At 60.5% G+C, this 20,452-nt stretch carries 23 protein-coding genes and 1 riboswitch; of the genes, 13 read left to right on the top strand and 10 right to left on the bottom strand.

The window, feature by feature from the left end:
* Nucleotides 1–94: 94 nt before the first annotated feature.
* Both Q1W15_RS01090 and Q1W15_RS01085 read right to left on the bottom strand, forming a co-directional pair.
* Entirely contained in the window at nt 95–844 is a 750-nt protein-coding gene (locus Q1W15_RS01090) for a cache domain-containing protein (RefSeq protein WP_300719714.1), read from the bottom strand.
* Nucleotides 845–1,040: 196 nt separating this feature from the next.
* Nucleotides 1,041–1,802: a GntR family transcriptional regulator gene (locus Q1W15_RS01085; protein ID WP_300719712.1), complete on the bottom strand. Its 762-nt coding sequence runs from the start codon at nt 1,800–1,802 to the stop codon at nt 1,041–1,043.
* Between the two features lie 324 nt (nt 1,803–2,126).
* Here Q1W15_RS01085 and Q1W15_RS01080 point away from each other — a divergent pair, with 324 nt between their 5' ends.
* From Q1W15_RS01080 to Q1W15_RS01060, 5 genes are all read left to right on the top strand, one after another.
* Nucleotides 2,127–3,551: a gamma-aminobutyraldehyde dehydrogenase gene (locus tag Q1W15_RS01080; protein ID WP_300719710.1), complete on the top strand. Its 1,425-nt coding sequence runs from the start codon at nt 2,127–2,129 to the stop codon at nt 3,549–3,551.
* A 255-nt stretch (nt 3,552–3,806) separates the two neighbouring features.
* Nucleotides 3,807–4,412: a dimethylamine monooxygenase subunit DmmA family protein gene (locus tag Q1W15_RS01075; protein WP_300719708.1), complete on the top strand. Its 606-nt coding sequence runs from the start codon at nt 3,807–3,809 to the stop codon at nt 4,410–4,412.
* The gene (locus tag Q1W15_RS01070) at nt 4,409–5,377 is read left to right on the top strand and encodes a PDR/VanB family oxidoreductase (protein WP_300719706.1); all 969 of its coding nucleotides are present in this window, start codon (nt 4,409–4,411) and stop codon (nt 5,375–5,377) included. Before Q1W15_RS01075 ends, Q1W15_RS01070 begins: the two co-directional genes overlap by 4 nt.
* Before the next feature lie 16 nt (nt 5,378–5,393).
* A complete protein-coding gene (locus Q1W15_RS01065; protein WP_300719704.1) occupies nt 5,394–6,431 on the top strand; it encodes a DUF3445 domain-containing protein in 1,038 nt (345 codons plus the stop codon).
* 68 nt (nt 6,432–6,499) lie between these two features.
* Nucleotides 6,500–7,711 (top strand): MFS transporter, encoded by a 1,212-nt coding sequence (locus tag Q1W15_RS01060; protein ID WP_300719702.1) that lies wholly within the window; start codon nt 6,500–6,502, stop codon nt 7,709–7,711.
* Nucleotides 7,712–7,720: 9 nt separating this feature from the next.
* On the opposite strand, the gene Q1W15_RS01055 is transcribed toward Q1W15_RS01060, so the two are convergent.
* Nucleotides 7,721–9,487, bottom strand: coding sequence for a DUF1302 domain-containing protein (locus tag Q1W15_RS01055; RefSeq protein WP_300719700.1), 1,767 nt, complete (start codon nt 9,485–9,487; stop codon nt 7,721–7,723).
* A gap of 110 nt (nt 9,488–9,597) precedes the next feature.
* A complete protein-coding gene (locus tag Q1W15_RS01050; RefSeq protein ID WP_300719699.1) occupies nt 9,598–10,227 on the bottom strand; it encodes a LysE family transporter in 630 nt (209 codons plus the stop codon).
* Nucleotides 10,228–10,307: 80 nt separating this feature from the next.
* On the opposite strand from Q1W15_RS01050, the gene Q1W15_RS01045 reads away from it, so the two are divergent.
* The 3 genes from Q1W15_RS01045 (at nt 10,308) to Q1W15_RS01035 (ending at nt 13,149) form a co-directional block, all read left to right on the top strand.
* Nucleotides 10,308–11,273, top strand: coding sequence for a 2-hydroxyacid dehydrogenase (locus Q1W15_RS01045; protein WP_300719697.1), 966 nt, complete (start codon nt 10,308–10,310; stop codon nt 11,271–11,273).
* A 31-nt stretch (nt 11,274–11,304) separates the two neighbouring features.
* Nucleotides 11,305–12,303, top strand: a complete 999-nt coding sequence (locus tag Q1W15_RS01040) for a class I SAM-dependent methyltransferase (RefSeq protein ID WP_300719695.1) — start codon at nt 11,305–11,307, stop codon at nt 12,301–12,303.
* Nucleotides 12,304–12,353: 50 nt separating this feature from the next.
* Nucleotides 12,354–12,473, top strand: a riboswitch (yybP-ykoY riboswitch).
* Between the two features lie 91 nt (nt 12,474–12,564).
* Nucleotides 12,565–13,149, top strand: a complete 585-nt coding sequence (locus Q1W15_RS01035; RefSeq protein ID WP_300719742.1) for a TMEM165/GDT1 family protein — start codon at nt 12,565–12,567, stop codon at nt 13,147–13,149.
* Between the two features lie 58 nt (nt 13,150–13,207).
* On the opposite strand, the gene Q1W15_RS01030 is transcribed toward Q1W15_RS01035, so the two are convergent.
* From Q1W15_RS01030 to Q1W15_RS01015, 4 genes are read right to left on the bottom strand one after another with little or no spacing between them, the layout of a single operon-like run.
* Complete coding sequence (locus Q1W15_RS01030; RefSeq protein WP_300719693.1) at nt 13,208–14,026, bottom strand: M48 family metallopeptidase; 819 nt, start codon at nt 14,024–14,026, stop codon at nt 13,208–13,210.
* A 43-nt stretch (nt 14,027–14,069) separates the two neighbouring features.
* A complete protein-coding gene (locus Q1W15_RS01025; protein WP_300719740.1) occupies nt 14,070–14,696 on the bottom strand; it encodes an SOS response-associated peptidase in 627 nt (208 codons plus the stop codon).
* Between the two features lie 52 nt (nt 14,697–14,748).
* Nucleotides 14,749–15,009 (bottom strand): DUF2007 domain-containing protein, encoded by a 261-nt coding sequence (locus Q1W15_RS01020; RefSeq protein WP_300719691.1) that lies wholly within the window; start codon nt 15,007–15,009, stop codon nt 14,749–14,751.
* A gap of 11 nt (nt 15,010–15,020) precedes the next feature.
* A complete protein-coding gene (locus Q1W15_RS01015; protein WP_300719689.1) occupies nt 15,021–15,203 on the bottom strand; it encodes a CPXCG motif-containing cysteine-rich protein in 183 nt (60 codons plus the stop codon).
* Nucleotides 15,204–15,310: 107 nt separating this feature from the next.
* On the opposite strand from Q1W15_RS01015, the gene Q1W15_RS01010 reads away from it, so the two are divergent.
* Nucleotides 15,311–16,474, top strand: coding sequence for a 1-acyl-sn-glycerol-3-phosphate acyltransferase (locus Q1W15_RS01010; protein ID WP_300719687.1), 1,164 nt, complete (start codon nt 15,311–15,313; stop codon nt 16,472–16,474).
* A 143-nt stretch (nt 16,475–16,617) separates the two neighbouring features.
* Nucleotides 16,618–16,824 carry a hypothetical protein gene (locus Q1W15_RS01005; RefSeq protein WP_300719685.1) on the top strand — a complete coding sequence of 69 codons (207 nt, stop codon included), beginning with the start codon at nt 16,618–16,620 and terminating at the stop codon, nt 16,822–16,824.
* Between the two features lie 60 nt (nt 16,825–16,884).
* Here the strand turns inward: Q1W15_RS01005 and Q1W15_RS01000 are convergent, their stop codons facing one another.
* On the bottom strand, nt 16,885–17,469 hold the full coding sequence (locus tag Q1W15_RS01000) for a YajG family lipoprotein (protein WP_300719683.1): 585 nt from the start codon (nt 17,467–17,469) through the stop codon (nt 16,885–16,887).
* A gap of 157 nt (nt 17,470–17,626) precedes the next feature.
* On the opposite strand from Q1W15_RS01000, the gene Q1W15_RS00995 reads away from it, so the two are divergent.
* The 3 genes from Q1W15_RS00995 to mqo all read left to right on the top strand — a co-directional run bounded on the left by Q1W15_RS00995 (nt 17,627) and on the right by mqo (nt 20,137).
* Complete coding sequence (locus tag Q1W15_RS00995) at nt 17,627–17,860, top strand: hypothetical protein (protein WP_300719681.1); 234 nt, start codon at nt 17,627–17,629, stop codon at nt 17,858–17,860.
* Nucleotides 17,861–18,382: 522 nt separating this feature from the next.
* Nucleotides 18,383–18,580, top strand: coding sequence for a hypothetical protein (locus Q1W15_RS00990; protein WP_300719679.1), 198 nt, complete (start codon nt 18,383–18,385; stop codon nt 18,578–18,580).
* A 51-nt stretch (nt 18,581–18,631) separates the two neighbouring features.
* Complete coding sequence (mqo, locus tag Q1W15_RS00985; RefSeq protein WP_300719677.1) at nt 18,632–20,137, top strand: malate dehydrogenase (quinone); 1,506 nt, start codon at nt 18,632–18,634, stop codon at nt 20,135–20,137.
* Nucleotides 20,138–20,233: 96 nt separating this feature from the next.
* Here the strand turns inward: mqo and Q1W15_RS00980 are convergent.
* On the bottom strand, nt 20,234–20,452 hold a 219-nt coding region (locus Q1W15_RS00980; protein WP_300719675.1), incomplete at its 5' end, for a hypothetical protein.

Genomic DNA, 20,452 nt, shown 5'->3' with positions numbered 1-20,452 from the left:
CTCTAAAGTGGCTATCTTGATAGGTTTTACAGCACTGACGAAAATGACTACGCCGCACTGAGTGCGGCGCGGGGCAGCGGGTGTCGGCCCCCGGTCAGGCGGCCGAGCGCAAGGCCGGTAAACGAATCAATGACCAGCCGGCATCAGGCTCGGCCAATGGCAGCCGAATGCCATTTTCCGGCAACGGTTCGAGCAGCTTCGGAGCCAGGTCACCCACCATCCAGTTAGCGCTATTGGAAGCGATCACGCGACCATCTCCCGAGAGCAGCACGGCTTCGTGCTCAAGCCGCATCAGGCTACGAACCAACAGACGTTCCAGGTTGTGCAACGACAAGTCCAGCCCCGCCACCCCGATAAAACGGCCCTGCACCACAATCGGCATGGTGAACGTCAGCACGTACATATTGGTACCGTACAGGTCGACATAGGGCCCCTCTACATTGCTCGCCCCTGTGGTACGCGGGCGGCTGAACCAGGGCATTTCGGTGTAGTCGTAAAAGTTTTCGCGCCGCAGGTCAAAGTTGGGGCGCAACGGCATGGTTTTGCCCCCATCGGCCAAATACCACCATTCCAGATGCATTTCGCGATCCGCCAGGCATCCGGGCTCAAGGATCACGCCACCGCCACAGCCAAAGGCACCGGTGGCCAGCAACTGCCGATCAATGGCCGGGCGCAGCGACGCCAAATCCCTTGCCGTGGGCTGGCGGCCTTGCTCCAGTACCCGACCCCAGAGCTGATGCGCTTCATCCACCAATTGTCGGACCTGGATAAAGACGGTTTCCAGCGTCGTATTGAGCTGTTGGACACACGCAGAAAGGGAAGGGGTTTCACTCGGAGCGATCATGGCATTACCTCACGCAGGGTTAGCTTTCTTTTTATTGGTGGCTGCAAGCGAAATGCCAAGGCGTTAGGCCACCCGGACTGTTCTCGCCCTGTGAATCACTGACTTCGCTGTCTATTAAACCTTCCCCGTATAACCTGACACCTGGATACAGCGCTGTGCATTGGACTTTGGTCACGGGCAACCCAACACCAACGCATCACGCAATAACACTGTCTTCACTGCCGGCCAGTAACTCCAGCCGCAAGCTCATCAGCCGCTTGATCCCGCGCATGACATGGGCTTCAGCCAAAGCCCCCGCCAGCACCGCATCGTTGTTGATCAACGCTTGCAAAATGGCCCGATGTTCTTGTTCCACCAACGCAATGTCGTTGCCCATGATGGCATCCATCCACAGCAACTCGCCCACCTCCGATTGCAGGCGCATTTCGGCATGCGTGAGGCGCAGAGATTGCGCAGCAGCAGCCACTTCGATATGGAAACGCGCGTCCGCGCGGTGCCGGGCCTGACGGGTCGTGGCCTTGCCCAGTGCTTCGATGTGATGCGCTATGCGCCCATGCTGCTCGCGAGAGCTGCGCTGGGCCGCCAGCCGCGCTGCCGTGCCGGAAATGGCCACTTGCTCGTCACTCAGATCGCGCAAGTCCGGGCCGCTGATCTCCTTGAGCCGCTGCAACAACAAGGCTTCGGGCAGCTCAACAGGCGCACAGACAAAACTGCCGCCATTGCGACCTCGCCGGGTTTCGATCAACCCCCTCTGGCGCAACACCACCAACGCTTCACGCAACGTCACCGTCGCCACACCCAACTGGAGCGCGAGCTCAGACTCACTGGGCAGTTGCTGGCCTTCTGCAAACAGCCCCAATTCAATGGCTTCCACCAGCCGCCGCGCGACCTCATCGGTGCGGCCTTCCTGGCGCAACCGGATAAAGGCGGTACTGCGGTCAGTATTCAGGGCACTCATTGGCTCTCCAAACTCAGCGTGCATGTCATACGCTCACCTGCAGATTCCAGCCTCACAAAGCGCCCATCTGCGGCGCGAGCGAGCCCTCAGCTAAACGTTCAGCCTCGTATCTTATAGCGATTAACTTCGAGCTGATACGGTCGCGGCCGCCCAAGTACCCTCGAAAAAACCACCGAACTCCACATTTACGTGAAAAAACGCGAGAGGGTTGCGCACCGCACAAACATTAAGATATGTTTTTATATGTTTAAGGTGTCCAACAATAAAACCTCAGGGGCCTGCGCCGATTCGCGATGCGCCCCTGCACGCACACAGGGAAACGCCATGCAAACCAAACTTTTGATCAACGGCCAACTGGTCGACGGTGAAGGCGAGAGCCAGGCCGTGTACAACCCCTCCCTGGGTACGGTCCTGGTCAACATCGCAGAGGCCAGCAGCCATCAGGTTGAAGCCGCCGTCATCGCTGCCGATCAAGCGTTTGAAGGCTGGGCGCAAACGCCTCCCAAAGACCGCGCACAGTTGCTGCTCACATTGGCCGACTGTATCGAAGCCCACGCGCACACACTGGCCCGCCTGGAGTCGCAGAACTGCGGTAAACCCTACCTCGCGGCCTTGAACGATGAAATTCCGGCCATTGCCGACGTGTTCCGTTTTTTCGCCGGTGCCAGCCGCTGCATGTCGGGCTCGGCGGGCGGTGAATACCTGCCGGGGCACACCTCCATGATTCGTCGCGACCCGCTGGGCGTAGTCGCCTCCATCGCACCGTGGAACTACCCGCTCATGATGGTGGCCTGGAAGCTCGCACCCGCACTGGCGGCCGGTAACTGCGTGGTGCTCAAGCCTTCGGAACAAACCCCGCTGACAGCACTGAAACTGGCTGAGTTCATTGCCGAGATTTTCCCTGCTGGCGTGGTAAACATCCTGTTTGGCCGTGGCCCAAGCGTGGGCGAACCCCTGGTAACTCACCCGAAAGTACGCCTGGTCTCGCTCACGGGTTCCGTGGCGACCGGCGCTCGCATTGTCGGTGCCACCGCCAGCAGCGTTAAACGCACCCATATGGAACTGGGCGGCAAGGCCCCCGTACTGATTTTTGACGATGCTGACATCGACGCCGCCGTTGAAGGCATACGCGCCTTTGGCTTCTATAACGCGGGCCAGGACTGCACCGCCGCGTGCCGCTTGTACGTGCAACAGGGCGTGTACGAAGCCTTCGTGCAAAAGCTCGGGGCGGCCGTGAGCAGCATTCGTCACGGCCTGCAGGACGATCCCGACACCGAACTCGGCCCGCTGATTACCCGCGACCACCTGGAACGTGTGGCCGGTTTTGTCGAGCGCGCCAAAGCCCAGCCGCATATTCGGGTGATTACCGGCGGCAACCGCGTCGAAGGCCCGGGCTACTTCTTTGAGCCGACCGTGCTGGCCGATGCCCGCCAGGACGACGAGATCGTTCAGCGGGAAGTGTTTGGCCCCGTCGTCAGCATTACGCCGTTCACCGACGAAGCCCAGGCCTTGGCGTACGCCAATGATTCGGACTACGGCCTGGCCTCATCGGTGTGGACGCAGGATGTCGGCCGCGCCAACCGCCTGGCCGCGCGCCTGCAGTACGGCTGCACCTGGGTGAACACGCACTTCATGTTGACCAGCGAAATGCCCCACGGCGGCATGAAGCAATCCGGCTACGGCAAGGACATGTCCATGTACGGGCTGGAAGACTACACCTGTGTGCGCCACGTCATGTTCAAGCACTGACAGGCACCAAAAGCGGGCACTGCAGACGTCTGGCGCATCGTTAACGCGCACCGGACCGAAAACAGCGCCCGCTCACGGTCTCTCCCCCCTCTGAACCACCCACCGGACACCCCTATAAATGGGTATTCGACATAAAACATATAAAACAAGATGAAATATGGCATAGGTTCTGCTTTGTACTTGGCAGAAGCCTGAATCCGCTGTTTTTGTTACCGCAGGGCACAGCCGCGGTAACGTATTAAGAGGTGTGTCACCATGCTTATCACCGGCATTAAAAGCCGCCCGATCTACGACGTGTTGCAACCCATGGCGGGTGGGCTTCGCCATCTGATCGCAGGCCAGGGCAGCGGCGGCGCAGCCATGCTGCGACTGATCCAGGACATGACGCCGGCTCAACGCCAGAACAGCGTCCTGCTCTACTCCACCGAATCATTTTCCGGCCACAACCACCTTGACGCTCTGCACCACAGCACCGTTGACGAGATGCACGTGTTCGCCAGTAACCAGGCCCTGCTTGACCACCTGCGCACACTGCTGGGCGAGGCCTACATGGGGACGCGCCTGTACCTGAGCGGGTCGGAAACCTTTATCGGCACCGCCATGCAAGCCGCCAATGCGGTGGACCTCAACCGCGACGAAGTGCTGCGCGAACACAGCGGCACGCTGGTGCGCCGCGTGTGGTGCGTGCATTGCGACACCTACACCGAAAACGTCACCCAACGCCTGTTCACCTGCCCCGGCTGCCACCTCAACCTGGTGGTGCGTGACCACTATTCGCGTCGCCTGGCCGCGTTTCAGGGCATCAAGGCCGATGGCGAAGTACCGGGCGAACTGCCACCTGCCGAGGAGCTGGACACATGAGTACCCAACACGGAACCCTGAACGTACGCGTTGCTCGGATCGAGACCCTGACCCCGGAAATCAAGCGCTTCACCCTGGTCGACCCGCAGGGCAAACACCTGCCGGCGTTCTCCGGGGGCAGCCATGTGGTGGTGCTGGTGCCCAGTGGCGAGAAAACTCAACGCAATGCGTATTCGCTGATGAATTCGCCGTATGACTCCAGCGCCTACCAGATTGCCGTGCGCCGGGTCGCCGAAGGCCGTGGCGGCTCCCGCTATTTGCATGACCACCTGAACGAGGGCGACGAGCTGCACATTCTGCAGCCAGGCAACCTGTTCCCGTTGGCCAAGCACGCCCGCCAGCACGTGTTTATCGCCGGTGGCGTGGGCATTACCCCGGTGTACTCCCAGCTTGAGGAACTGCTGCTTAAGCAGGCGGACTTTGAACTGCACCTGGCCGTGCGCGGCCCGGACCACACCGCCCTGGGGCATGAACTGCAAGCCCGGTACGGCGACCGCGTCACGTTGTACGTACAGGGCGAAGGGCCGCGCATGGACATTCGCGCCATCCTCACTGACCGCCCATTGGGCAGCCACGTCTATGCCTGCGGGCCAGACAGCATGATCGACGACACCCTTGCCAGTGCTCGGGCGCTGGGCTGGACCGACAGCCATGTGCACTTCGAGCGGTTTGTCGAGCAAGGTTCCAACGGCCAGCCCTTTACTGTCACCCTGGCCCGCCAAGGCGTCACCCTTGAGGTACCGCCCGACCAATCCCTGCTCGAAGCCGCCGAAGAGGCCGGCTATCGCGTCCCTTACCTGTGCCGGGGCGGCGCGTGCGGTTATTGCGAAACCGAAGTGCTGGAGATCGACGGCGAGCTGGACCACCGCGATGACTGGCTCAGCGATGAAGACAAACTCAGCAAACGTAAATTCATGCCGTGCGTATCCCGCGCCACCTGCAGCCGTTTGGTCGTAGACCTCTAATATAGGAAGTAAAGTTATGACTGCCTTCAAGCCAATTGAAACCTATTCGGGTGACTACACCTACAGCAACAGCCGGGAAGCGATCACACGCCTGCCCTTCCCGTACCCCGAAGACCAGTACATGTATTCGATGAACGTCGAGCCACATGTGCCGTTTGGCACGGGTGCCCTGCGCGCGCAATTCGATATCGACGAGCACTACATCTCCGAATGCCATCACCGCGCCCAGACTCTGGAAAACGAGCCCGGCATCCACTACGCCGCGCTGCCACACATGATGGAAGCGCAATGGGACCTGCTGGAACTGCTGATGGAGTCCTATTCGCGGGACTTCCCTGAGCACTTCACACTGGAGAAAAACGGCAGCCAGTGGCACTGGATCAACCGCCCCCTGCAGATCAATCAGACCTTCACGTTCGGTGACACCAGCACACTGCCGATGGACCCGATGGAATACATCACGCGCCAGGCCCAAGGCGAATTCATTCTGCTGGAAGAGCGCGATGAAACCCTGATCATGGGGGCCGGCATGGCCACGCAACGGGCGGACTATTCGCTGCGTTTCAACCTGGGCATGAGCTTTATGGAATTCCACGGCCCGGTGCCCAAGCTGCACGAAATGGGCATTTTGCAGCGCGCCCTGAAATTCCTTCTGCGCCTGCAACCGGGCCACCCTGTGCGCCGCACCAACTGGTCGATTACCGTCAACCCGCGCCTGGAGACGTCCGCAGAAACCCTGCCAGACTGGGCACCGGACCGCACCATCGTGACCGCCGAAAACGCCGGTGACCTGGTCAACCTGCGCGTTGAACTGCAACCCCTGCACCGGCTGCCCCGCAGCAACGCGGTGCTGTTCCCGGTACGCACCTACCTGGTGAGCCTTAAGCAACTGGCCGAGTTTGCCCCGCAATGGGCCAAACGCATGCACCGGGTTATCCGTGACCTCGATCAGGAACTGGTCGACTACAAGGGCTTCACCCGCTACCGCGATGCCATGGTCACCTGGCTGTCGCAATACGACGACGGCACGCCCGTTGACGAAAGCCAGCAATAACAGCCTTTGAGCGCGCCCCCGTGGCGCGCTTTTAGCACTGATCTGTCCGTCACCTCAGAGATCACCCCATGAAAACAAAAACAATGCGTAACTTCCTGCCCGAGAGCTGGAGTCTGGTGTTCAGCTCTGCGGGTTCCGCCTACGGCGTGGGCTTGCTCGGACTGTGGGCCCTGCCCTTTTTGATCAGTGCAATCATTCACGACCTTCATTTGAATGAAGCCCAAGCCGGCATTTTGATGTCGGCCGAATTCGTTTTCACCATGCTGGCGTCGCTGCTGGTTGCGCCCCTGATGGGCCGCGCGCCGCGTCGCACACTGGCGCTGATCGGCACCGTACTGGCCATTGTGGCCAACCTCATCAGCGCCAGCATGACCGACCTTTACTCGCTGGCCGCCATGCGCTGCGTAGCCGGTGTTGGCGCGGGGCTGGCCCTGGCCTGCGGCAATGCGTGCGTGTCCAGCGCCAAGCAGCCTGACCGCATTGCCGGGCACATGAACGTGCTGTCTGTGCTGCTGATGATTGTGGTGATGCTGGGCTACGCCAAAGTCATGGCCGCCTATGGTTTGCCCGGCCTGTATTACGCGATGGCCGCCACCATGACCGTCATGCTGCTGGCCATCCCGTTCATGCCCCAGCGCGCGCCTCTGCAAGCCCTGCAGGCCAGTGCGCAGCTCAACAAAAGCCACGGCGGCAATGTGCTGCTGACCTTGCCGGCCATCTGCATGATGCTCGCCATGTTTGTGTTTCAGGCCCGCGACACCATGGGCTGGGCCTTCGTTGAACGCATCGGCACCATGGTCGGCTACAGCGGCGACGAAGTGGGCGTGCTGCTGTCGTTCCAGTCATTCGTAGGCCTGATCGGCCCGCTGCTGGCGGCGATGATCGGCAAGCGCTACGGCCTCAGCACGCCAGTGATTCTGGCCATTCTGCTGACCGGCGGCACCAGCCTGAGCTATGTGCTGGGCGAACACTCCAAAACGCTCTACACCATTGGTGTGATGACCATTTGCGTGACTTACTTCTACGCGCTGAGCTACCTCACCGCCCTGGCCGCCGCCATGGACCGTGAAGGCCGCATCGTCGCCGCGGCCAGCAGCTTCCTGAGCCTGGGGCTGGCTGCGGGCCCGGCCATTTCGGGTGGGCTGATCTCATTGGGCGGGTTAACGCTGGCCGCCTGGGGCATTGCCGTTGCCGTGCTGCTGACCCTGCTGCTGGTGATCATTCCTCTGGCCAGCATCCGCCGTGAACAGGCCTCGCTTACTGTGGCTGTAGCAACCTGATACCCGCCGTCAAAACTTCACCCCCACACTCAGCGCCACGAAATCGCGGTCGCTGAGTGTGTTGTAACGGCCACCGAAGAAGTTGGTGTACGCCAGGCTGGCGATGTAGGTGCTTTGAAACTCACCGTCCAGCCCCAGGCTGATGGCTTTACGACCTTCTTCGAAGTTGGCATTCGGGCCTGGCGAATAGCCGCTGACGTCATGGGACCACGCCACAACGGGCTTGAGGTTAACCCCCGGTAACACGCGGTTGAATTCCCACACCGCTCGCCCGCGATAGCCCCATGACGTGGCGGTGGTAAAGCCGTCATTGCCCGCGCTGCCAAACACCGGATCACGGCCATAACGTAGCGTTGAATGCCCCTCCAGCTCACCCACGTAGGTCACCCCCACTTCCCCGGTGAGCGTCAGCCGGTTCGCGCCCATTGCGTTGTCGAACACATGGGTCAGGGACGTCTGAAACTGAGTAATGGGTTTACGGCGGTAACCAGGGGAATCGGCACCCGGTGTCACGCTCAGTGGCGATGCCGCCGCCAGGCCGGGCAAGAGGGTGACGTTGGCGTACAGCAAGTCGTTGTTGTTGAGCTGCACCGGCGCATTCGGGCGATAGCTCAGTTCACCTTTCCAGGCCGAGCCTGTGGCCAGCGTGGTGGCGAAACTCACACCGTACAGGCGAATGTCTTCAGGGTATTCGACGTAGTAGCTGGCATTGCCTGCAACCATCATCGATGCCAGCCCACCCGCGCCGGCAGCCGCGTTGTACACCGACGGCGAAGCGGCGCGGCCGCTGAGGATCGGGTCACGGCTGTGGTAATTCATGATGTAGAGACCGAAATCCGTGTCCAGCGGTTCAAACCGGTAGTGCAGGGCCAGCCCGAATTGCCCGCTGTTGCGCGCATCGCGGTTGGCACCACGACGCACCCGCACACCCTCACCGTTCACGTCGACGCCCATGCGGGTCAGCGCCGCCAGGTCTGCCACATCCAGCGCCGAGCGTTTGCTCATCACGCGGTAGTTGCCGCTGCAGCCGTCGGCGATCACGTCGGACTGCGAGAAGAACGTCCCGCAGTTATCGGCCTCGGACGGCTCCCAATCGAGTTGGTAAAAGGCTTCGGCAGACAGGTTATCCGTCAGGTTTTGCGAAAGATAAAACAGGTTGACCGGCACCCGCCCATCTTTGAACTCCGCGCCCGGGCTGCGCAGGGCCGACAGATCAGTGGGGTTGATTACATTGATACCCCCGCCGATAAACGTGCCCTCCCCCCAATTCACCACTTGCTTGCCCAAACGCACCAGGCCAGGCTGATCGGCAATCGCATAGTTGTGGTAAACGAACGCGTCCAGCCATTGCGCGCCGGACGACTGGGCCGACGCACGGCGGCCACGGTCACTGATGGGCTTGAAAGGGCGGCTGTCGTCTTGCAGTTCAAAGTCGTACCAATACGTACCGCGCACATACGCACCGCTGTCGCCGTACTTCAGTTCCAGGCCATGAGTGCCGGTGAAAATCTTCGAAAAGGTCTCGCCGCGCCTGAAGTTCAGACGCCCGTCATCCGACAGTTCGGAGTGCCCGGTGCCGCCATTGTTGGCACCGATCAAGCGCTTATCGGCCTTGGCCGTGGACCAACTGGCCCCCACCGAGAGTTCGGAGTCGAGCTGGCCTTCCACATTGCCGAGGTTAAAGCTCAGGCCCCAAGCAGGCCCTGCCAACGTCGAGGCAAGGCTAACGGCCAGTGCCAGCGTGGCAGGCCGCCAGGGCAGGAAGGCTGAGGACATCGATACATCTCCGTGGGCACACTGCGATAAGCCCGCAAGAATGAAGGAAATCCAGTTTTTCACAAGGTTGCGCGCACATCACACCAGCGTGACGGGCGCGCAAGCGACCATCAGTGCATTTCGGTAAACGCGAGCTTGATGCCCAGCGCAACCAGCACCGCGCCCATGGTGCGGTCGAACCAATGGCCCATGCGGGCGAAACCGGTGCGCACACGCTGATGACTAAACAACATGGCCACCATGCAGAACCACGCGCCAGTGGCCACGGCGAGGTACACGCCATAACCGGCCTGGATCGACAGCGGCGTATGCGGGTTGATCACCACAGTAAACAGCGACAGAAAGAACAAGGTCGCCTTGGGGTTCAGGCCATTGGTCACAAACCCCGACGTGAACGCCCCACGCGCGGTGCGCTCACCCACGACCAAATGAGCCGCCGCCGCCGCCGGGTCAACGGGCCGGGCACGCAAGGCCTTGATGCCGATGTACAACAGGTACGCGGCCGCCAGCCATTTCAGCGCGTTGAACAGCACAATCGACTGCGACACGATGATGCCGATCCCCAATAACGAATAGCCGACGTGAAGGAAAATCGCCGTGCCCACCCCAAAAGCCGTAAACATGCCTGCACGACGACCGTGGGTCACGCTTTCACGCACCACAATGGCAAAATCCGGCCCAGGGCTGGCCACAGCCAACAGATGAATCAGGGCAACGGTTAAAAATTCTGTCCAATACATGCAGGGCTCCATTACAAATTGTTTCTTCTGTTAGGCTCGCCACATTACGCTTTCACCCAACAGCACAAAAGGTACAGTTGATGATTAATGCTCACCGCGCCGTGTTTCTGGACTCCTCTTCCCTGGACTTGGGCGACCTTGACCTTGCGCCTCTGCGTCGCCGTTTTAGCGAACTGCACGTGTGCACGGACACCACACCCGCCAACGTGGTCGAGCGCATGCAAGGTGCCAGCGTGGTCATCAGTAACAAGGTCCTGCTCAACGCCGAAACCCTCGCCGCGTGCCCCGAGCTGAAGCTGATTCTGGTGGCGGCCACCGGCACCAACAACGTCGACATTGAGGCCGCCCGCGCGCAGGGCATTACCGTCGCCAACTGCCAGGGCTACGGCACCCCCTCGGTGGCACAGCACACCTTGAGCCTGCTGCTGGCCCTGGCCACGCGCCTGCTCGACTACCAAAAAGCCGTAACCGAAGGCCAATGGCAGCAAGCCAAACAGTTCTGCCTGCTGGACTATCCAATCATCGAACTGGAAGGCAAAACCTTGGGCCTGTTTGGCCATGGTGAACTCGGCAGTGCCGTGGCCAGGCTGGCTGAAGCCTTCGGCATGCGCGTGCTGATCGGTCAAATCCCCGGTCGCCCGCCCCGCGCCGACCGCCTGGCGCTGGACGAATTGTTGCCGCAGGTCGATGCGCTGACCTTCCACTGCCCCCTCAACGAACACACGCGCAACCTGATCGGTGCCCGCGAATTGGCCCTGCTCAAGCCGGGCGCGTTTGTGGTGAACACGGCCCGTGGCGGCATCATCGACGAACAGGCGCTGGCCGACGCGTTGCGCAGCGGCCATTTGGGCGGGGCCGCGACCGACGTGCTGAGCGTAGAACCGCCCCGCGATGGCAACCCGTTGCTGGCCGCCGATATTCCGCGCCTGATCATCACGCCGCACAGTGCGTGGGGCAGCCGCGAAGCGCGGCAGCGCATCGTCAATCAACTCGGTGAAAACGCCGAAGCCTTCTTCAACGGTACAGCGCTACGGGTTGTCAGTTGATAGACTGCGCCCCTTTTTTGAGGAGCAGAATATGGATCCGCGCAGTGAAGTACTGCTTCGTCAGCCTGAATACTTTCAAGGCTCGCTGCTGTTAGTCGGTTTGCCGGCCGATGATTTACTCGGCCAGTTGCCTAACGCTCACGGCTGGTGCTGGCATGCCGGCGACCAGGCTGCACTCGACGCACGCTTCGAAGGGCGTGTGCATTTCGGGGTTGATGTGCCTGAGCGCGCGTTCGATACCGCCGTGGTGTTTTTGCCCAAGTCCAAAGAGCTGGCCGACTACGTGCTCAATGCCGTAGCGGCGCGCCTGCCGGGTGCCGACGTGTTTCTGGTCGGCGAAAAAAAGGGCGGCATTGAAGGGGCCTCCAAACAGCTGCTGCCCTTGGGCAAGCCACGCAAGCTCGACAGCGCGCGGCATTGCCAACTGTGGCAAGTGACGATCGAAAACGCCCCGCAGGCCCCGGTATTGGCCGACCTCGCCCAGCATTACGAGCTGCCGCTGGCCGAAGGTCCGCTGAAAGTCGTGACCTTGCCGGGCGTGTTCAGCCACGGCCGGCTGGATCGCGGCAGTGCCCTGCTGCTGGAGCACCTCGATAAACTGCCCAGCGGCCACGTGCTGGATTTCGGCTGCGGTGCAGGGGTTTTGGGGGCGGCAGTCAAGCGTCGCTATCCGCATAACACCGTCACCTTGCTCGATGTCGATGCGTTCGCCACCGCCAGCAGTCGTTTGACCCTGGATGCCAACGGCCTGGAAGCGGAAGTGATTACCGGTGATGGCATTGATGCGGCACCGATGGGCTTGAACTCGATTTTGAGCAACCCGCCGTTCCATGTGGGCGTGCATACGGATTATCACGCTACCGAAAACTTGCTGAAAAAAGCGATCAAACATCTGAAAACAGGTGGCGAACTTCGCCTTGTGGCCAATAGCTTCCTGCGTTATCAACCCTTGATCGAAGCGCAATTTGGCCACTGCACGGTGAAGGCTCAGGGCCAGGGTTTCCGGATCTACAGCGCCAAACGTCGTTAAAACAATTTGAACATTAGGGCTTGCCGGATCGGATTTGCCTAGGCAGAATCCGCTCCGTCCTAGGGGAGTAGTCTCCCGCGAGCACCACGCTCGCCCGGCATGCGTCAACATACTTGGTCAACAGGCCATGGTGCATGCGACCCAGGTGTCCACACAGATGGACCAGGGTTTGACAAGACCTATGACACGCACACCTTACCCGGGGCGGGAAGGCTGTACGTGTCATAGCCGTGTCGACCCGCCCCTGGAAACCACCTGATGATGCTCGATTCTTTCCTCGTTCCTACCGCAATCGTTGCCTTGGCCGAAATCGGCGACAAGACGCAACTGCTCGCACTCATTCTCGCTGCACGCTTTCGCAAACCCTGGCCCATTATCGCCGGCATCGTGGTCGCCACACTGGCCAACCATGCGGCCGCGGGCGCTGTCGGGGCCTGGTTCGGCAGTTTCTTTTCAGATGCGGTGCTGCACTGGATTCTCGCCGCCAGCTTCGCCGCCACGGCGCTGTGGACCCTGGTCCCCGACAAAATGGACGACGACGAGGCCAGCACGGCGCGTAAGTACGGCCCTTTCGTCACCACCCTGATCACGTTTTTCATCGCAGAAATTGGCGACAAGACCCAAGTCGCGACCGTGATGCTGGCCGCGCAATACCCGGACCTGTGGCTGGTGATTATCGGCACCACCGTGGGCATGCTGATTGCCAACGTACCGGTGGTGATTGCCGGTAATTTTGCCGCGGAAAAACTGCCCCTGACCTTGATCCGTCGACTGGCCGCCACGGCGTTCTTCGTGCTGGCAATCGTGGCGGTGTACAAGGCCATGCAAATCAGCGGCTGGGTGTAGAACGGCGTGGGCCGGCGCGAGCTTTTGCTCACTCAAACGCTCGCGCCGCCCCACGGTTTCAGGTTTTAGGAGCCTGCTGATACAGCGGCAACACCTTCGGGATAGCCGCTTCAAGTGCCGTAATACGGCTGCTGGAGGCCGGGTGAGTGCTCATGAATTCCGGGGGTGAGTTTTGCGAGGCTTGACCCATTTTCTGCCACAGGGTGATCGCGGCATTCGGGTTGTAGCCCGCACGGGCAGCCAGTTCCAGGCCAATCAGGTCGGCTTCGTTTTCATTGCCGCGGCTGTTGGGCAGGGTCAGGCTGTAATTCACCACGGTATCGGCCAGCGCCATGCTGTCCTGGCCAAGGCCAAGTAACGCACCGGCACCCTGTTTGGCGATTTCAATGCCATAGGCTTTGGACATCGACTCACGGCCATGCTCGCGCAAGGCATGGGCAATTTCATGGCCCATAACCGCTGCAATCTCGTCGTCGGTCAATTTGAGCTTATCAATGATGCCGCTGTAAAAGATGATCTTGCCGCCGGGGCCGCAATTGGCATTGAGTTCGTCACTCTTGATCAAGTTGACTTCCCAGTTCCATTGCGCGGCATCGGGACGAAACGCGGGGGCCTGAGCGATCAAACGATTGGCAATGACCTGCAGGCGCTTGGCATTGGCGCTGGTTTTGTCCAGTGCACCCTTGGTGTTCGCTTCGCTCACGGTCTGCTGATACGACTGCGCGTACATCTGGTCCACTTGCTGGCTCGACAGCATGCTGAACATGTATTGCTTGCGCTCAACACCGACCGCGCCGCCACTGGTGGTGTTCACCGCCTGGCACCCTGCGAGCAACAGACCCGCGCCTACCGCACACACTCTCGCTAATTTACCCATCAACAGTCTCCATAAGGTGGCGCGCATCGTAGCAGACCGCCCATTAACCCGGCGTCATGCACTCAGGTGCATTGAGCTTCGGATCGTTCACCAGATTGGCCAGCGGCCTTTCACGCAGCGGCAATGGCTGGCTGGCCAGCAAGCCCTGCAACACATGCAGCGGCGTCTCGGGGTCCAGCCACGCCTGCTGACCGGCCTCATCAAGAATTATAGGACGCCGCTGACTGGCAGCCGCCTGAGTGACCACGGCGGTGCTCAGCCACACATGCCCTTGCACGGGATAGGCTTCCCAGATGCCGGCAAAAAACAGTGACGAGCCCTCGCCCGGGGTTAGCCAGTACGGCCGCTTGCGGGTGGTGCCGCGCCATTCATAAAAACCGTTGGCCGGGATCAGGCAGCGGCGTTGGCGGAAGGCATCGCGAAACATCGGTTGCTCGGCCAAAGTTTCAGCCCGGGCATGGGCGGGGGTTTTCGACAGGTCGGTCAACCACGCCGGCGTCAGCCCCCAACGCGCGCGCGCCAGCTCACGCTGACCCGGCTGTTCGCCGGCGCGCAGAATCAGGACCGAGTCATTGGGTGAAATATTCCACTGGGCCTGTTGGTCTGCCGGAAAACCGGGCAAGGCTGCAAAAGCAGGGTTCCAGCGAAACAGGGCAAAACGTCCACACATGGGGCTGCACAACTCTTCTATATAAATGCAGTGAAAAAAACGGTCGCCCGCCTCAGCAGTCCAGCACATCCGGGTAACTCTCGGGCTCATCGCCCAGCACCGGTGACGCGGCATTGTACTCATCGATCAACGCCCGTGCGCAGCGCGCTTGATCATCCGGCACCGCCAACCCCAACAAACCCAGCGCCGGCAACTCACCCGTGCCGCCCACCAGGTCGCGGCCCAACAAACTCGCTTCAATGCCTTCACTGGCGAGCATGCCCAGCAATAGCTCGGCTTCCATCAGGTTTTCCGGTTCGTAAATACGTCGCATGGCCTCACCCGCTACTCGTTTTCGCTGTGCACATCGAGCATCCACTCATGGCCATCCGTCTGCAGCGTGAAGACAATCGGCCGACAGCACACCGGGCAATCTTCAATGTAGGTCTGGTCGCCCCCGGACAAGTCGAGCACCGCCTCGCTCGTTTCGCCGCAATAAGGGCAATCATAGGGTTCAGTCTCAAGCATCGCGGCCTCCAGAGTGACTTGTGCGTATAATTGCCGTCTATTTGCAGGGCTATTATTTTTGGCCTGCGTTGTTTACTTACCCTAGCCGTTTCCAACAAGAGAGCATGATGGGCGAATTCGATAGCATCCGACCTTACGACGACACCGAAGTCCCAGCCGTGCTGGCCCGGTTGCTCAGCGACAAGGCGTTTCTGGATATCCTGACCCACTTTCGCTTCCCGCGCCTGGCTGGCGCTTTCAGTTGGCTGCTCAAACCCCTTATAGCGCATCGACTGCGCAAAGAGTTCGCAAGCGTCACGTCGGTGGCAACCTTGCAGGACAAGGTTGAAGTGTATGTCGACCGCACCATCGAACACGCCACAGACGGCGTCACCTACACGGGTGTCGAGCGGCTCAAGTCAGGCACCGCCTACCTGTTTTTGGCCAACCACCGCGACATCGTGATGGACCCGGCTTTTGTCAACTACGCGGTTTACCATGCGGGCCTGCCCACGCCGCGTATCGCCATAGGCGACAACCTGCTGCAAAAGCCGTTCGTCAGCGACCTGATGCGACTGAACAAGAGTTTTATCGTTCACCGCTCCATCACCGGGCGCCGTGAGAAACTGGCGGCGTACCAATTACTGTCGTCCTACATCAACCATTCAATTCGCACGGACGGCCAGTCGATCTGGATTGCCCAGGCCGAAGGCCGGGCCAAAGACGGCGATGACCGCACCGACTCGGCCATCCTGAAAATGTTTCATATGAGCCGCAAGAGCGAGCCGTTTGGCGAAGTGATTCAGTCCTTGAACCTGACACCGGTGTCCATCAGCTACGAATACGACCCGTGCGATCAGGCCAAGGCCCGCGAACTGTATATCCGCGCCACCACCGGCACCTACAGCAAGGCACCGGGCGAAGACGACACCAGCATTGCCAATGGCATTACCGGCTACAAGGGCCGTGTTCACGTGAACTTTGCCGCCCCGATCACCGAAGCCTTCGAGGACAGCAAACTGTTGGCTGCCGAGATGGACCGCCATATTTTGAGCGGCTATCGCCTGTTCCCCGCGCATTACCTGGCCTACGCACAGTGGAACGATGCCGACCCGCAACTGCAAGTACCTGCGGCGGCCGAGGTGTTCCCCACCGACGAACTGGCCAAAGCCCAACAGGAATGGCAGCGCCGCCTGGACACCTGCCCGACCGAGCACCGGCCTTACCTGGTGCAGCAATACGCGATGCCGGTACGCAACCAGTACCGCATCAAGGCCGGTTTGCCTCTGTAATCCCCCTGCTTGCGACCTTTTGGCATTCAAGAGATCGCGAGCAAGCTCGCCCCTGCAAAGGACGGTCGTTAATTTTTGCCGTCACCGTATCGTCATGTAGAGAGGCCACTCTGTGGCCCCTCGATAACGACACGGAGCTTGTCATGTTGCACGCAGAAAACCAGGATCGCCTCTACCTCATCGCGCCCAGCGACGAGCAGCAGGCACTGATCGAAGGCCTTGCATTCAATGTTCAGGACCGTCACTGGCTGGTGTATTGCGCCCTGAGCGGCCATGTTCATGCCGATTTGCCCGAGCTCGACCTGTTCACCGGCGTCAGTCGCCTTGAACTGTATGCCGAGGCCGCCTGAACGGCTGCCCAACAAAAAGCCCGGGACCAACACCGTCGGGCCCGGGCTTTGTCAGTGCGATTACTCGCCCAGCAAGCGGCCGACCGACGGGTCCTTGAACACGCGCGTCAGGGCATCACTCAACACATCGCTCACCAACTTGGTGTTGGTTTCCTGGTTGGGCGCCATGCCAAAGCGCTGATCCAGCGAAGCGGCGTAGCGGCCGCTGTAGGTACGGCCGCCATTTTTCACATCAGAACGAAAGCTCGCACCAATGGTGGCTTCGGTGACATACATGGTGTCTTTAGGGGACTGGTACTTCAACTCAGCCAGGGTCACGGTCAGCGTAGGGGCATTCATCGCGCCGGACGTTGGCGTGTAGCCCAGCAAGCGCACGGCCGCTTCGGCCTGGGCTTGCAGCTTGGGAATCAGGTCCGCGCTGCTGACGCTGATCGCACTGGTCTCAGGGTACATGCCGCCCCGGGTGCCCAGGGTAGGCGACGGACGACCGTCAACCACACGAACCACCACCGGCTGGCCACGACCGACGGGGGCAAGTTGCGTGGTCAGCTTGGGTTGCGGGCTGAGTTGTTGCGGGCTGTGGGCGCAGCCGACCAGCGTCAGGCTGGTCACAGTAATCAATCCGAACAACAGGCGTTGCAACATGCTCATCTCTCCAGGGCTGGGTAAAACCGACGTTCAGTATAGCGGGGCCAGGCACCTGCGAACCAGCCGCTAACTGTCACGACCCTGTCATGGCCTTTACATAACGGTGTCACGCCGCTCGGGCATCGTTTGCCTCATTACATGAGAGGTTTCTGCCATGCACAGACTTGGGTCGTTGTTCAGCTTTACCCGCCCCCATCGCTGCTTCGCGCACCTGGACAACACTGGACGCTGCCTGGCGTTCAAGCAATGCAAACAACCGCCCGTCGGCGCTCAATGGGTAGAAATTGAAGAGATCCGCCTTAACTGGTTGCATCAAGTGCTCCCTGCCAGCGCCCGGATCCCGGCGCGCCCGCAACGTTCAGCGGCACTGCCACTGCTGGGCCTTTGACGCCCGCACCAATAAAAGTCATTAAACAGGATCAATTGCCCGTCATTCTTCGCTACAATCTCCCCCCGATTATAAGGACGTCTCCTGATCGGGCCTCGCAGCACCGCTAATGCGCATGTATTAGCTCCCCCGCACCGCCCACAGAGAGCCGCCCACACAGATCCTGTGAAGCTGGCGAGCTTGCTGTTCATTGCACCCGCCACCCCCTTCGTACGATCTGCAGAGCTGTCATGATGCTCGGCCACTGCGTTGCTTACCCGCAATGCCTTCCTGACGTTCAGGCTGGCATGCCGTGCGCACGTCAGGTGCCCCGTCTGCGGCAGCTCTTTTTTGAGGTTCACGTATCCAAAAGAGCGTGAAAAAAACGGGTTTTCACAACTTCACAAGAGTGTGGCGAGCAAATGAACAGTTACGCGTTTGTAAATGCACCATTAGCGTCTGACCCAGCCCCTTTGCACAGGACTGACTGCACCGCAGTCTCCACAACCGGAGTCTGAAGCCGTTCACGACTGATTTGCTTGCATGACCGGACGTCTTGACGATAGTCGAATGGCTGTTCGGGCCGAAAAATGCGTTCATGCTTCCTACAAAAGCATCAACCAGGCCCTACCAGTAGCGTCCGCTGAAGATGCAAAAAATTGCGAAGAATCGGACATGGAACTCCCGGCCGACCGGCTTGAGGCACTGCGCGAAAACGCGCCGCCCGCCCTTGGCAACTGACCACGGGACCCATGCCGTCAATTTGGTGCTGCAGATTTTGGAGACGCGTTAATGGCGCATAACGAAGCAGTCGATGTAGTACTGGTCGGGGCCGGCATCATGAGTGCCACCCTCGCGGTACTGCTCAAGGAACTCGACCCGGCCCTCAAGATCGAGGTGGTCGAACTGATGGATTCAGGTGCCGCGGAGAGTTCCAACCCCTGGAACAACGCCGGTACCGGCCACGCAGGCCTGTGCGAGCTGAACTACACGCCGCAGGCGGCCGATGGCTCGATCGACACCAAGAAAGCAATTCACATCAACACGCAGTTCGAAGTGTCCAAGCAGTTCTGGGCCTACCTGGCTCGCAAAGGCACCTTCGGCTCTTCGCGCTCGTTCATCACGCCGGTTCCGCACCTGAGCTACGTGGAAGGCGAGAAAGGCGTGGATTTCCTGAAGAAACGCTACGAGGCGCTGCACACGCATCACGCGTTTTCCACCATGGAATACACCGAAGACAAGGCCAAGCTGGCCGAGTGGATGCCGCTGATGATGCCGGGTCGCCCTGCCGACCAGAAAATCGCCGCCACCCGCGTCATGCACGGTACCGACGTCAACTTCGGCAACCTGACCAACCAGCTGCTCAAGCACCTGGCCAGTGCACCCGACGCGCAGGTCAAGTACTGCAAACGCGTCACCGGCCTTGCCCGTAAAGGCGACGGCTGGAGTGTGACCATCAAGGACGTCAACAGCGGCGGCACCCGCGAAATCGACGCCAAGTTCGTATTCCTGGGCGCAGGCGGTGCGGCATTGCCGTTGCTGCAGATGTCCGGCATCGAAGAAGGCAAGGGTTTCGGCGGCTTCCCGGTGAGCGGCCAGTGGCTGCGTTGCGACAACCCGGAAGTGGTCAAGCGTCACCAGGCCAAGGTTTACAGCCAGGCTGCGGTGGGTTCGCCACCGATGTCGGTGCCGCACCTGGACACCCGCGTCGTCGATGGCAAGACCTCCCTGCTGTTCGGCCCTTACGCCGGTTTCACCACCAAATTCCTCAAGCACGGTTCGCTCATGGACCTGCCGCTGTCGATCCGCGCCGCCAACATCGCCCCGATGCTGGCCGTCGCCCGCGACAACATGGACCTGACCAAGTACCTGATCAGCGAAGTGCGGCAGTCGATGGAACAGCGCCTGGATGCCCTGCGTCGCTTCTACCCTGAAGCGAAAGCCGAAGACTGGCGCCTGGAAGTGGCCGGTCAGCGGGTGCAGATCATCAAGAAGGACCCGAAGAAAGGCGGCGTTCTGCAATTCGGTACCGAACTGGTCTCGGCCAAGGACGGTTCCCTTGCAGCGCTGCTGGGTGCTTCGCCAGGCGCGTCGGTAACCGTCTCGATCATGCTCGACCTGATCGAACGCTGCTTCCCCGACAAAGCCAGAACCGAATGGGCCGCCAAGCTCAACGAAATCTTCCCGGCTCGCGAAAAAGCCCTGGAAACCGATGCGCAGCTGTATCAGCGCGTCAGTGCCCAGAGCGACGAAAGCCTGGACCTGGTTTCCAGCAGCCCGGCGGCAAGCTTCGCTTGATTCAGGGCTTGCCCTGAATCAGTGAGATCACTGAAGGCCCCGCCCACGCAGCGGGGCTTTCAGTTTTGACGTCATGCGCCCTGCACGACGCTCACATCACTTCATCGAGAACCTGACGCTGTAGCTGCTCAGCGACTCGGTACCTGCGGTGACCCTCGCATCGCACTGCGCAAACGCCGTGCCGACGGATTTTGCGGTGGCGCTCTTGGCGATCTTCGGCTTGATACCGAACCAGCTGAACTCCGGCTCGTGAGCCATCCTGAATTCGCAGACTTTCCCGTCCTCGCTGGCGTATCGAAAGGTCGCGGAATCGTT

This window comes from Pseudomonas sp., from assembly GCF_030150285.1.
In the GTDB taxonomy this organism is placed as follows: domain Bacteria; phylum Pseudomonadota; class Gammaproteobacteria; order Pseudomonadales; family Pseudomonadaceae; genus Aquipseudomonas.
This window is presented reverse-complemented; position numbering and strand designations above follow the sequence as displayed.